Source organism: Streptomyces sp. NPDC001530 (assembly GCF_042894545.1).
In the GTDB taxonomy this organism is placed as follows: Bacteria; Actinomycetota; Actinomycetes; order Streptomycetales; family Streptomycetaceae; genus Streptomyces.
The window spans coordinates 1-12,938 of sequence record NZ_JBIAVS010000031.1; the positions used below are offsets into that span (position 1 = coordinate 1).

Consider the following 12,938-nt stretch of genomic DNA (forward strand, 5'->3'; position numbering starts at 1 on the left):
TGGGGCCCCCGCCCCCCCCCCCCAGGGGGGGGGGGGGGCCACCCCCGCGACAAGCCCCCACCCACCCGCAGCCGAAAGGCTGGTTCGGGACGGGCAGGGGCGGAGGGGGCGAAGAACCCCCCGCCTCACCCCACCAACCGCAACCGAACCCCCGCCACCCCCACCCGCACCGTCTGCCCCCACACCAGTTCCACCGCGTCCCCCTCCATCCCGTCCCCGAAGGCGATGAGCCGGTCCGATTCGACGGTGAGGGACAGCCGGGCGGACGCGGTGAGTTGGCCGGACACGAGTGAGGTGCCCGTGGCCGGCGAGGGCCAGGCCTCGCGGACGAACCAGAGGAGGCGTTCATCCGTGGGGCCGGGCAGCGGCAGTTCGCCGCCCCGCTCCTGCCACACGGAGCGGAGCCAGCCGCTGGCCCCCGTGCCGGTCCCCACCAGGACCCCGGAGGAGGCCTGGAGCTCGACGGCACCCCCGTACTCGTCGAGCCCCAGCCGATAGCGGGCCGTCTGGTGGCCCGCGGCTCCCAGATAGATCTCGTTGAGCGCGACCAGACGTTGGGTGTCGTCGGCGACCGCTTCGACCATGGTCAGCTCGTCGGCCCGGCCCCCGCGCGCCGAGGCGAGCAGCGCGCTCGCGTCCTTCGGGCGGTGCCGCACCAGCACCCCCGGGTTGCGCCCGGGATCGGTGTCGATGCCCACGACCGGCTGCCCGGCCAGGTACTTGGCCACGTTCGCGACCAGCCCGTCCTGGCCGACCACGACCACCACGTCCTCCGGGGCGAACAGGAAACGGTCCAAGTCGGCCCGTTCCACTCTTGCCTGACGCCATTTCAGAGGAACCGCTGACACCACCTGGGCCAGTGCCTCCCGCGCCCGCCGGTGCCGCTCGGCCACCTCGGCGATGTCCCGCCCCCGGGAGGAGAGGAAGAAGGCCGCCTGCCCGTGGGTGCCGTGCCGGGCCACCAACTCCTCGTACTCCGTGGTGCGATGGACGAGGACGACCCGGGGCGCGAGACTCACGCCGGTTCCCCGGAGGCCCCATTGCCCAGCTTGGCGAGCAGGCCCGTCAGAACGTCCGGTGACACGGTGACGCTCTCGATGCGCGGCAGGTTCTCCGCGAGCCGCGTGCCGGTCAGGGCGTGCAGCGTGGCGACGTCCGCGTCCGCGTGGACCCGCAGCCAGGCGCCCTGGGCCTCGGCCCGCGCCTCGCCGACCTCCCGCGCGGCCTGCGCCTCGGCCCCGGCCAGCCGCACCGTGCGGGTGGCTTCCGCCTCCGCTAGGCGCAGCGACCGCGTGGCCTCCGCCTCCGCCAGCCGGACCGTGCGCGCGGCCTCCGCCCCGGCGCGCACGGCGTCCGCCGCCGCGTGCTCCTCGGCCTCGCGCCGCGCGTTGGTGCCGCGCTGGTCGACCAACTGCTCCTCGCGCCGGGCGAGTTCGATCTGGCTGGCGAGTTCGTTCTCGGCGATCGCGCGCTCCCGCTCGACGGCGACGGCACGGCGTTCGTATGTCGCCTTGTCCGCGTCCTGCTGGATCTGCTCGCGGGCGGGGGTGCGCAGCGCCCGCTCCACCTCGGGCTCGGGGCGCAGCGCGACGACCCGTACGGCCACCACCTCGATCCCCGTCGCGGGCAGCCGGGGTTCGGCGGCAAGCCCGCCCGCGATCCGTTCCCGTACCGCCGCGACGCCGTCCACCAGGGCGGCCGCCAACGACGTACGGGCCAGGACGTCCAGTGCGTGCTGCTGGGCCGTCTCGGTCAGCAGCCCGGCCAGTTGTTCCAGGGGTGTGCCACGCCAGGCGCCCGTGTCGGGGTCGATGGAGAAGTCGAGGCGGGCGGCGGCGATCGCGGGATCGCTGATCCGGTAGGTGACGGTCGCCTGTACCGCGACGTCCTGGAAGTCGGACGTACGGGCGTGGAAGGTCATCGCCAACTCGCGGTCGTCGACCGGGACTTCGGAGAGTGCGGCGGTCAGGGAGCGGTACCAGAAGCTGAGTCCGGCTCCGTCGTGCACCAGGCGGCCCGACCGGTGGTGGCGGACATGGGCGGTCGGCGCCCCGCGCAGATGGCGCCAGCCGAGTCGCCGGGTGATGTCGGCCATGAGTACCCCCTTGTCGCCGGGCGATCCCGGCGATCTCTCGTCCCTTGTTGTCGTCAGTAAGACGATAACGAGAGAGCGTACTTATCGTCAAGGGGACGAAATCAAGTGGAGCGGGTCGCGTCGATCGGCGGGTGAACAGGCGTCCGGATGGTCAGGATGGAGGCATGGGATTCCATGTCGACTCCGAGGCCGGGCGGCTGCGCCGCGTCATCCTGCACCGGCCGGATCTTGAGCTCAAAAGGCTCACCCCCAGCAACAAGGACGCCCTGCTCTTCGACGATGTGCTGTGGGTGCGCCGGGCGCGCGCGGAGCACGACGGGTTCGCCGATGTACTGCGCGACCGTGGAGTCACCGTCCATCTCTTCGGTGACCTGCTCACCGAGGCCCTGGGGATCCCGGCGGCCAGATCGCTCGTCCTGGACCGGGTCTTCGACGAGAAGGAGTACGGCCCGCTCGCCACCGATCACCTGCGCGCCGCCTTCGAGACCCTGCCCGCCTCGGAGCTGGCATCCGTACTCGTCGGCGGCATGACCAAGCGGGAGTTCCTGGACGCCCATGCGGAACCGACCTCCGTGCGCTTCCATGTCATGGACCTCGACGACTTCCTGCTCCGGCCCCTGCCCAACCACCTCTTCACCCGGGACACCTCCGCCTGGATCTACGACGGGGTCTCCATCAACGCCATGCGCTGGCCGGCCCGGCAGCGCGAGACCGTGCACTTCGAGGCGATCTACCGGCACCATCCGCTCTTCCGCGACGAGACCTTCAACCTCTGGTCGGAGGGGCAGGTGGACTACCCCTCCACCATCGAGGGCGGTGACGTGCTCGTCATCGGCAACGGCGCGGTGCTGATCGGCATGAGTGAGCGGACGACCCCGCAGGCCGTCGAGATGCTCGCGCACAAGCTGTTCGCGGCGGGGTCTGCGCGCACCATCGTGGCGCTCGACATGCCCAAGCGGCGGGCCCTCATGCACCTCGACACCGTGATGACGATGGTCGACGGCGACATCTTCACGCAGTACGCGGGGCTCGGCATGCTCCGCTCGTACACCATCGAACCGGGCGCGGGGGACAAGGAACTCAAGGTCACCGACCATCCCCCGGAGCACATGCACCGTGCGATCGCCGCGGCCCTGGGCCTGAGCGAGATTCGTGTGCTGACCGCCACGCAGGACGTGCACGCGGCCGAGCGGGAGCAGTGGGACGACGGCTGCAATGTCCTCGCCGTCGAGCCGGGTGTCGTCGTCGCGTACGAGCGCAACTCGACCACCAACACGCATCTGCGCAAGCAGGGCATCGAGGTGATCGAGATTCCGGGGAGCGAGCTGGGGCGGGGAAGGGGCGGGCCGCGGTGCATGAGCTGTCCCGTCGAACGTGAGGCCGTATAGGCCCGCTGTATGGACCGGCTACAGGCTCCGTATAGAAATGTTGGTCATCGTATAGAATTCCAAGGTCCTCGTCTTCGTAACCCTGGAGCGCCCCCATGGCGACAGTCCCGACCGCCCTCGCCGGCCGCCACTTCCTCAAGGAGCTGGACTTCACCGAAGAGGAGTTCCGCGGTCTGATCGAGCTGGCCGCCGAGCTCAAGGCGGCCAAGAAGGCCGGGACCGAGACGCAGTACCTGCGGGGCAGGAACATCGCGCTGATCTTCGAGAAGACCTCGACACGTACGCGCTGCGCGTTCGAGGTCGCGGCGGCGGACCAGGGTGCCTCGACGACGTATCTGGACCCGTCGGGTTCGCAGATAGGCCACAAGGAGTCCGTGAAGGACACCGCGCGGGTCCTCGGCCGGATGTTCGACGGGATCGAGTACCGGGGCGACAGCCAGGCCTCCGTCGAGGAACTCGCCGCGTACGCCGGAGTCCCCGTCTACAACGGTCTGACCGACGACTGGCACCCCACCCAGATGCTCGCCGACGTGCTGACGATGACCGAGCACAGCGACAAGCCACTGACCGAGATCGCCTTCGCCTACCTCGGCGACGCCCGCTTCAACATGGGCAACTCGTATCTGATCACCGGCGCGCTGCTCGGCATGGACGTCCGTATCGTCGCCCCGCAGGCGTACTGGCCCGCCGACGAGATCGTCACGCAGGCCCGCAAGCTCGCCGAGAACAGCGGCGGCCGCGTCACGCTCACCGAGGACATCACCGAGGGCGTCCGGGGCACCGACTTCGTCGCGACCGACGTCTGGGTCTCCATGGGCGAGCCCAAGGAGGTGTGGGACGAGCGCATCGGCGCCCTGTCCCCGTACGCCGTGACCATGGACGTCCTGCGCGCCACCGGCAACCCCGACGTCAAGTTCCTGCACTGCCTCCCGGCCTTCCACGACCTGGGCACGAAGGTCGGCCGCGAGATCCACGAAGCCCACGGCCTCGACTCCCTCGAGGTGACCGACGAGGTCTTCGAGTCGGCGCACTCGGTCGTCTTCGACGAGGCCGAGAACCGGCTGCACACCATCAAGGCGATCCTCGTCGCGACCCTGGCCTGAGCGGCGTCCCCGCCCGCACCGGCCCGACCTGCGGTCCCGCAGGCCTTATCCTGACCGGCGGCCCGGAACCACCCCTTCCGCGGCCGCCGCGCGACGCCACCCCGTCGCACCCGCACCACCGGAAATGAGCACCACCCGCATGCCCGCTCCACGGAACCTCCGTATCAAGTCCCCCGAGCTCCTCGTCGCCGAATCGGGCGCCGACCTCGAAGGCCATGGCCTCAAGCGCACCATGGGCCTCTTCCAGCTCGTCTGCTTCGGCCTCGGCGCGATCGTCGGCACCGGAATCTTCGTCGGTCTGTCCGACTCGGTCGCCCAGGCCGGACCCGCCGTGGTCGTCTCCTTCATCCTCGCGGCGATCACCTGCGTCTTCACCGCGTTCGCGTTCGCGGAGCTCGGCGGCGCGATCCCGGTCTCGGGATCCTCGTACTCCTTCGCCTACGCCGGACTCGGCGAGAGCACGGCCTTCCTGGTCGGCTGGTGTCTGCTCCTGGAGTACGGCGTCTCCGTGTCGGCCGTCGCGGTCGGCTGGAGCCAGTACGTGAACGAGCTGCTGGGCAGCCTCACCGGCTGGCAGCTGCCCGCGGCCCTCTCGGCGGGACCCGCCGACGGTGGGGTCGTCAACATCCCCGCGGTCATCGTGATCGCGCTGGCCGCGGTCCTGCTCATGCGGGGCGTGCGCGAGAGCGCCCGGGCGACCGCGGCCATGGCCGTGCTGAAGCTGGCGATCCTGGTGGTCTTCTGCGCGATCGGGTTCAGCGCCTTCAAGGACGGCAACCTCACGCCGTTCTCGCCGGCCGGACTCGGCGGCATCGGCGCGGGCACCACGGCCGCGTTCTTCTCGTACATCGGCTTCGACGCGATCACCACGGCGGGCGAGGAGGCCAAGAACCCGCGCCGCAACATCCCCATCGCCATCCTGATCTGCATCGGCCTGGTCACGCTGCTGTACTGCGCCGTGGCCGTGGCGGCGATCGGCGCCATCGGTGGGGACGAGGTCGGCGGCCGGCCCGCCGCGCTGTCGTACGTCGTCAACGAGGTCACCGGCTCCAGCGTCGGCGGCGGAGTCATCGCCTTCGGCGCGGTCGTCGCCATCGCCTCGGTCGTCCTCGCCGTGATGTACGGGCAGACCCGCATCCTCATGTCGATGTCCCGTGACGGACTCATCCCCCGCGTCTTCGAGAAGATCTCGCCGAAGACCTCGACGCCGGTGGCGGGCACCCTGATCGTCGCGGTCGTCTTCGCCGTCCCGGCGGCCTTCGCGTCGCTCGACGCCGCGGTCAACCTGTGCACCATCGGCACACTCGCCGTCATGGCCGCCGTCAATGTCGCGGTGATCGCGCTGCGCCGCCGCGAGCCGGGCCTCGCCCGCACCTTCCGGGTGCCGCTCTACCCCGTCGTCCCGCTGCTCGGCGTGGGCTTCTGTCTGTATCTGATGTACGAGACGGGCTGGACGACCTGGATCCAGTTCGCGTGCTTCCTCGTGGCCGGATTCCTGGTGTACGTCCTCTACGGGCGCCGCAACTCCAGGCTGGCCGCGGCTAGGACGGCCGTCGCTGGCGAGGCACTACAGGCAGTCTGAACCAGACCGCCTTGCCGGAGCCGGTGGGGCGGTGACCGCAGGACGAGCTGAGGGCGCGGATCAGCAGAAGGCCGCGCCCGTGCTCCTGCCAGGGGTCGGGTTCGCCGGCCGGGTGCGGGATCGTGAGACTGCCGGGCGGCGCCGGGTCCGGGTCGTGCACCTCGACCTGGCAGCCGGTCGGCATCAGCTCCACGACCAGCTCTATGGGACCGTCCCCGGCGGTGTGCTCCACAGCATTGGCCACCAGCTCCGCCGTCAGCAGCTCCGCGGTGTCGCTGTCGGCCGCGTGCTCCAGCTCGGCCAGCGCGGTGCGGACCAGAGCGCGGGCGACGGGCACGGCCGCGACGGTGTGCGGCAGTGCGATGCGCCAGGAGGCGGGGGCTGGGATGTCGTACAAGGCGGGTCCGTTCATGGAGCAGGCTGTCCTGCTTTCAACTTCGTGAATGGTACGGGGCCGCCGAACGGAGCCGCTCGGCGGGCTATTTCGGGACATCGGCGGGTGTTCTCTCGGGACGTTCGGCCCGGCGTTCGGCCCGACATACGGCTGCGTACCCAGACCAACGGCCCACCTCGCACGGTCTGCGCCCACCGTTACGCGGCTATCGATGAGCCGTGACTCAGTGACGGTCAGCGGTCACCCGGCAACCGTCTTATCGCGCACTCCTGACGACAGTCACGAAGGAGTGATAACTTCGTGGAGTAGTCGCAGAGCGCCGCCCCCGCCCGAGGAGGCCGCACGTCATGAGTCCCTTCACCGGCTCCGCCGCCCGCACCCCCGACTGGCAGCACCTGAGGTGCGAGATCGCCGACGGGGTCGCCACCGTCACTCTGGCCCGCCCCGAGAAACTCAACGCGCTCACCTTCGGCGCCTACGCCGACCTGCGCGACCTGCTCGCCGAGCTGTCCCGCGAGCGATCCGTACGTGCCCTGGCACTGGCCGGCGAGGGGCGCGGCTTCTGCTCCGGAGGTGACGTCGACGAGATCATCGGCGCGACCCTCTCGATGGACACCGCCCAGCTCCTCGACTTCAACCGGATGACCGGACAGGTCGTACGGGCCGTACGGGAATGCCCGTTCCCGGTGATCGCGGCCGTGCACGGGGTCGCGGCGGGCGCGGGAGCCGTGCTGGCGCTCGCGGCCGACTTCCGGGTCGCCGACCCCTCGGCCCGCTTCTCCTTCCTCTTCACCCGCGTCGGGCTCTCCGGCGGCGACATGGGCGCGGCCTATCTGCTGCCCCGGGTCGTCGGCCTCGGCCACGCGACCCGGCTGCTGATGCTCGGCGAACCCGTGCGCGCGCCCGAGGCCGAGCGGATCGGCCTGATCAGCGAGCTGACCGACGAGGGCAGCGCGGACGAGGCCGCACAGCGGCTGGCCCGCCGCCTCGCCGAGGGGCCGGCCCTCGCGTACGCCCAGACGAAGGCCCTGCTCACCGCCGAGCTCGACATGCCGCTCGCCGCCTCCGTCGAACTGGACGCCTCGACCCAGGCCCTGCTGATGAACGGCGAGGACTACGCCGAGTTCCATGCCGCCTTCACGGAGAAGCGGCCGCCGAAGTGGCGGGGGAGGTGAGCACGCGATGCGTGTGGCGGTGATCGGCGGCGGCCCAGGCGGCCTCTATGCCGCCGCTCTCCTCAAACGTCTCGACCCGACCCGCGAGATCACCGTCTGGGAGCGCAACGCCCCCGACGACACCTTCGGCTTCGGTGTGGTCCTCTCCGACGAGACGCTCGGCGGTATCGAGCACGCCGACCCGGTCGTGTACGCGGCGCTGCAGGACGAGTTCGTGCGCTGGGACGACATCGACATCGTGCACCGGGGAGTGCGCCACACCTCCGGCGGTCACGGTTTCGCCGCGCTCGGCCGGCGCAGGCTGCTCGAGATCCTGCACGAACGCTGCCGCTCGCTCGGCGTCGAGCTGCGCTTCCGGGAGCAGGCCCCGCCGGCCGGCGAGCTGATGACGGCGTACGACCTGGTCGTCGCCGCCGACGGAGTGCACAGCCTCACGCGCGCGGCGTACGCGGAGGTGTTCGGGCGGTCCGTCGAAGAGCACCGGTGCCGCTACATCTGGCTCGCCGCCGACTTCGCCTTCGACGCCTTCCGCTTCGAGATTGCCGAGACCGAGCACGGCGTGATGCAGCTGCACGGCTACCCGTATGCGGCCGATGCCTCCACGGTCATCGTGGAGATGCGCGAAGAGGTGTGGCGGGCCGCCGGGTTCGCGGACCTCGACGAGCAGGAGTCCGTCGAGCGGTGCGCGAAGATCTTCGCGGACGCGCTGGACGGCCGGTCCCTGGGGTCCAACAAGTCGGCGTGGACCACCTTCCGCACGGTCGTCAACGACCGCTGGTCGCACCGGAACCTGGTCCTCCTCGGCGACGCCGCGCACACCGCCCACTTCTCCATCGGCTCCGGCACGAAGCTGGCGGTGGAGGACGCGCTCGCGCTGGCCGCCTGTCTGGAGGAGCACGTCGGTCTGCCGGCGGCCCTCGGCGCGTACGAGGAGGAGCGGCGCCCGGTCGTCGCTTCCACGCAGCGGGCGGCGCGCGCCAGCCTGGAGTGGTTCGAGAACCTCACCCGCTATCTCGACCAGCCCTCCCGCCAGTTCGCCTTCAACCTCCTCACCCGCAGCCGCCGCGTCACGCACGACAACCTGCGGCTGCGTGATACGCACTTCACGGCGGCGGTCGAGCGGGAGTTCGGCTGCCCGCCCGGCACACCGCCGATGTTCACACCGCTGAGGCTGCGCGGCCTGACCCTGCGCAACCGCGTCGTCGTCTCGCCCATGGACATGTACTCGGCCGTGGACGGCGTCCCCGGCGACTTCCACCTGGTCCACCTGGGGGCGCGGGCACTCGGCGGCGCCGGACTGGTGATGACCGAGATGGTGTGCGTGAGCGCCGAGGGCCGCATCACCCCCGGCTGTGCGGGCCTCTACACCGGGCGGCAGGCCGAGGCCTGGCGGCGGATCACCGACTTCGTGCACACGCAGGCGCCGGGCACCGCGATCGGCGTGCAGCTCGGCCACTCCGGCCGCAAGGGTTCGACCAAGCTGATGTGGGAGGGCATCGACGAGCCGCTGGAGGACGGCAACTGGCCGCTGGTGGCCGCGTCCCCGATCCCGTACAAGCCGGAGAGCCAGACACCCCGCGAGCTGTCCCGCGCCCAACTCACCGATCTCCGCGAGCAGTTCACGGCAGCGGCCTGGCGGGCGGCGCGCGGCGGCTTCGATCTGCTCGAACTGCACTGTGCCCACGGCTACTTGCTCTCCGGCTTCCTCTCCCCGCTGACCAACCGGCGCACCGACGCGTACGGCGGCTCGCTCGCCCGCAGACTCCGCTTCCCGCTCGAAGTCTTCGACGCCGTACGGGCCGTGTGGCCGGAGGAACGGCCCATGACCGTCCGCATCTCCGCAACCGACTGGGCCGAGGGCGGCACCACCGGGGACGACGCCGTCGAGGTCGCGCGGGCCTTCGCCGCCCACGGCGCCGACGCGGTCGACGTGTCGACGGGCCAGGTGGTGCCGGACGAGCGCCCCGAGTACGGGCGGTCGTACCAGACGCCGTACGCGGACCGGATCCGCCACGAGACCGGCATCCCCGTGATCGCCGTCGGCGCGATCTCCTCCTGGGACGACGTCAACTCCCTGATCCTGGCGGGGCGTACGGACCTGTGCGCGCTCGCCCGGCCGCACCTGTACGACCCGCACTGGACCCTGCACGCGGCGGCCGAGCAGGGGTACGAGGGTCCGGGCGTCGCCTGGCCGATGCCCTACCGCGCGGGCAGCCGGCGCCCGCAGACCGGACGCACGGATGCCCCCAAGCCCCGGCTCACGCTGGGGACTTGAGGGAGTTCTCGGCCCGTCCGGCGTTTGGGCGAACGCCGGACGGGCCACAACCTCCCGGCACCGGCAGGATTCAGCCCCTTCGGCGTTTGAGGAGCGGGGTCCGGGGCGGAGCCCCAGGTCGGGACGGGTAGAGGGCGGAGGGAGCGAACTCCATCCGCGGTCAGGACAGGTCGGCCATCCCGGCCGTCAGCGTCGCACCGTCCGCCGGGTCGACCAGGATGAACGCGCCGGTGCGGCGCGAGTCGGCGTAGTCGTCGAGCGCCAGCGGCTCGGCGGTGCGCAGGGTGATCCTGCCGAGGCCGTTCGCGGTCAACTCCGCCGCGCCGCCCAGGTCCTTGACGATCGCCTTCACGGTCCGCGTCGTGTGCTTGACCAGCACCCGGTCGCCGACCCGCAGCGCACGGTCGGCCAGATGGCAGACGGCCGCCCGGACGTCCTGCGTGAGCGCCGGCGCGTCCGGCCCGGCGGTGATCATGTCGCCGCGCGAGACATCGCGCTGGTCGGCCAGGCGCAGCGTCAGCGACTGTGGCGCGTACGCCATGTCCGCGTCCCTGCCGAGTACGTCGATACCGGCGATCTCGGAGCTCTCACCGGACGGGTGCACCGTGACGCGGTCGCCGACGCGCAGCGCCCCGGACACCAACTGTCCCGCGTAGTGGCGGACTTCGCCGTGCCGGATCACGTACTGCACCGGGAAGCGCGCCGGAGCGGCCGACACGTCGGAGCCCACCGGCACGGTCTCCAGGAACTCCAGCAGTGCCGGACCTTCGTACCAGCCCATGTGTGCCGAACGCTCCACCACGTTGTCGCCGCACAGCGCGGAGACCGGGATCGGCGTGAAGCCGGGCAGGTCCAACTCGGCGGCGTGGCCCGCGAAGTCCTCGACGATCCGCTCGAACTCCTTCTCCTCATACCCGACGAGGTCCATCTTGTTGACGGCGAGCACGACATGCGGGACGCGCAGCAGCGCGGCGACGGCGGCGTGCCGGTGGGTCTGCTCGACCACGCCGTGCCGCGCGTCGACCAGGATGATGGCCAGCTCGGCCGTGGACGCGCCGGTGACCATGTTCCGGGTGTACTGCACATGGCCCGGGGTGTCGGCCAGGATGAACCGGCGGCGCGCGGTCGCGAAGTAGCGGTACGCGACGTCGATGGTGATGCCCTGCTCGCGCTCGGCGCGCAGGCCGTCGGTGAGCAGCGCGAGGTCGGGGGCGTCCTGGCCGCGACTCTGCGAAACGCGCTCCACGGCCTCCAGCTGGTCCGTCAGGACCGACTTGGAGTCGTGCAGCAGACGTCCGACGAGCGTGGACTTGCCGTCGTCGACGGAGCCCGCCGTGGCGAACCGCAGGGTGTCGATGGTGGTGCTGGTCATGTCTAGAAGTACCCCTCGCGCTTGCGGTCTTCCATCGCTGCCTCGGAGAGCTTGTCGTCGGCGCGGGTGGCACCGCGCTCGGTGAGCCGGGAGGCGGCGATCTCGGCGATCACGGCGTCCAGCGTGGTCGCGTCGGAGTCGACGGCGCCTGTGCAGGACATGTCGCCGACGGTGCGGTAGCGGACCTGCCGCTTCTCGACCGTCTCGCTGTCCTTGGGGCCGCCCCACTCGCCGGCGGTCAGCCACATGCCGGACCGCTTGAAGACCTCACGCTCGTGCGCGAAGTAGATCTCGGGCAGCTCGATGCCCTCGCGGGCGATGTACTGCCAGACGTCCAGCTCGGTCCAGTTGCTGAGCGGGAAGACGCGGACGTGCTCGCCGGGTGCGTGGCGGCCGTTGTAGAGCTGCCACAGCTCGGGGCGCTGGCGGCGTGGGTCCCACTGGGAGAACTCGTCGCGCAGTGAGAACACCCGCTCCTTGGCGCGGGCCTTCTCCTCGTCGCGGCGTCCGCCGCCGAACACGGCGTCGAAGCGCTCGGACTGGATCTTCTCGGTCAGCGGCACGGTCTGCAGCGGATTACGGGTGCCGTCCGGGCGCTCCTTGAGGACACCGCGGTCGATGTAGTCCTGCACGGAGGCCACATGGAGGCGCAACCCATGTGCGGCGACCACACGGTCGCGGTACTCAAGGACTTCGGGGAAGTTGTGTCCGGTGTCCACGTGCAGCAGCGAGAAGGGGACTGCCGCCGGCGCGAACGCCTTCAGCGCCAGGTGCAGCATGACGATGGAGTCCTTGCCGCCGGAGAAGAGGATCACCGGCCGCTCGAACTCGCCCGCGACCTCGCGGAAGATGTGGACGGCCTCGGACTCCAGCGCGTCCAGGTGTGACAGCGTAAAGGCACGCTCAGCCGTCGTGGACGTCACACGAGCCCCCGCGCCGCCAGCACCGTGTACACGGACGCCGCGGACTCCTCCGGCGTCTGCAGATGCGTCTCGAGCGTGAGCGCCGGGTCGAGCGGCGGCTCGTACGGATCGTCGACACCGGTCAGCCCGCGCAGCTGACCCGCCGCCTGCCGGGCGTACAGCCCCTTCACATCGCGCTCACTGCACACCTCGACCGGGGTGGCGACATGCACCTCGATGTACGGCGTCCCGCTCGCCTCGTGCCGCCCCCGGACGGCCTCGCGGCTGTCGGCGTACGGCGCGATCACCGGCACCACGGCGAGGACGCCGTTGCGCGCGAGGACCTCGGCGACCAGGCCGATGCGCTGCACGTTGGTGTTGCGGTCCTCGCGCGAGAAGCCGAGGCCGGCGGAGAGGAAGCGGCGGATCTCGTCACCGTCGAGGACCTCCACGCGGTGCCCCTCGGCCTTCAGGCGGCTGCCCAGCATGCGTGCGATGGTCGTCTTGCCCGCGCTCGGCAGGCCCGTGAGCCAGACGGTGGCTCCCTGAGCCCTTGCCGTGGTGGTCATACGTGCTGTCCTCTTCCTGTCCCGGCGTGCGGCTCACGACGCTAGGTAAGAAACATGAGAAGAGGGACGGAGGAGGCTGAGGG

At 71.0% G+C, this 12,938-nt stretch carries 11 protein-coding genes; 5 read left to right on the forward strand and 6 right to left on the reverse strand.

Features of this window, described 5'->3' with window-relative positions; genetic code table 11:
- Positions 1-125 precede the first annotated feature (125 nt).
- Both ACFY0T_RS43410 and ACFY0T_RS43415 read right to left on the reverse strand, forming a co-directional pair.
- Positions 126-1,019: a hypothetical protein gene (locus tag ACFY0T_RS43410; protein ID WP_388884009.1), complete on the reverse strand. Its 894-nt coding sequence runs from the start codon at positions 1,017-1,019 to the stop codon at positions 126-128.
- The gene (locus ACFY0T_RS43415) at positions 1,016-2,095 is read right to left on the reverse strand and encodes an SPFH domain-containing protein (protein WP_388884011.1); all 1,080 of its coding nucleotides are present in this window, start codon (positions 2,093-2,095) and stop codon (positions 1,016-1,018) included. Before ACFY0T_RS43415 ends, ACFY0T_RS43410 begins: the two co-directional genes overlap by 4 nt.
- A gap of 164 nt (positions 2,096-2,259) precedes the next feature.
- Between ACFY0T_RS43415 and ACFY0T_RS43420 the strand changes: the two genes are divergently transcribed.
- The 3 genes from ACFY0T_RS43420 to ACFY0T_RS43430 all read left to right on the forward strand — a co-directional run bounded on the left by ACFY0T_RS43420 (position 2,260) and on the right by ACFY0T_RS43430 (position 6,168).
- Positions 2,260-3,483: an arginine deiminase gene (locus tag ACFY0T_RS43420; protein WP_388884013.1), complete on the forward strand. Its 1,224-nt coding sequence runs from the start codon at positions 2,260-2,262 to the stop codon at positions 3,481-3,483.
- Positions 3,484-3,578: 95 nt separating this feature from the next.
- Positions 3,579-4,586, forward strand: coding sequence for an ornithine carbamoyltransferase (gene argF, locus ACFY0T_RS43425; protein ID WP_388884015.1), 1,008 nt, complete (start codon positions 3,579-3,581; stop codon positions 4,584-4,586).
- 139 nt (positions 4,587-4,725) lie between these two features.
- Positions 4,726-6,168 carry an amino acid permease gene (locus ACFY0T_RS43430; protein WP_388884017.1) on the forward strand — a complete coding sequence of 481 codons (1,443 nt, stop codon included), beginning with the start codon at positions 4,726-4,728 and terminating at the stop codon, positions 6,166-6,168.
- Here the strand turns inward: ACFY0T_RS43430 and ACFY0T_RS43435 are convergent.
- A complete protein-coding gene (locus ACFY0T_RS43435) occupies positions 6,128-6,580 on the reverse strand; it encodes an ATP-binding protein (RefSeq protein WP_388884019.1) in 453 nt (150 codons plus the stop codon). The genes ACFY0T_RS43430 and ACFY0T_RS43435 overlap by 41 nt on opposite strands.
- A gap of 329 nt (positions 6,581-6,909) precedes the next feature.
- Here ACFY0T_RS43435 and ACFY0T_RS43440 point away from each other — a divergent pair, with 329 nt between their 5' ends.
- Entirely contained in the window at positions 6,910-7,737 is an 828-nt protein-coding gene (locus ACFY0T_RS43440) for an enoyl-CoA hydratase family protein (RefSeq protein WP_388884021.1), read from the forward strand.
- Positions 7,738-7,744: 7 nt separating this feature from the next.
- Positions 7,745-10,012 (forward strand): bifunctional salicylyl-CoA 5-hydroxylase/oxidoreductase, encoded by a 2,268-nt coding sequence (locus ACFY0T_RS43445; RefSeq protein WP_388884023.1) that lies wholly within the window; start codon positions 7,745-7,747, stop codon positions 10,010-10,012.
- A 160-nt stretch (positions 10,013-10,172) separates the two neighbouring features.
- Here the strand turns inward: ACFY0T_RS43445 and ACFY0T_RS43450 are convergent, their stop codons facing one another.
- The 3 genes from ACFY0T_RS43450 to cysC are packed head-to-tail and all read right to left on the reverse strand — an operon-like array spanning position 10,173 to position 12,855.
- Positions 10,173-11,384: a sulfate adenylyltransferase subunit 1 gene (locus ACFY0T_RS43450; protein WP_388884025.1), complete on the reverse strand. Its 1,212-nt coding sequence runs from the start codon at positions 11,382-11,384 to the stop codon at positions 10,173-10,175.
- Positions 11,385-11,386: 2 nt separating this feature from the next.
- Positions 11,387-12,307 (reverse strand): sulfate adenylyltransferase subunit CysD, encoded by a 921-nt coding sequence (cysD, locus tag ACFY0T_RS43455; RefSeq protein ID WP_388884027.1) that lies wholly within the window; start codon positions 12,305-12,307, stop codon positions 11,387-11,389.
- Positions 12,304-12,855: an adenylyl-sulfate kinase gene (gene cysC / locus ACFY0T_RS43460; RefSeq protein ID WP_388884029.1), complete on the reverse strand. Its 552-nt coding sequence runs from the start codon at positions 12,853-12,855 to the stop codon at positions 12,304-12,306. Before cysC ends, cysD begins: the two co-directional genes overlap by 4 nt.
- Between the last annotated feature and the right edge of the window lie 83 nt (positions 12,856-12,938).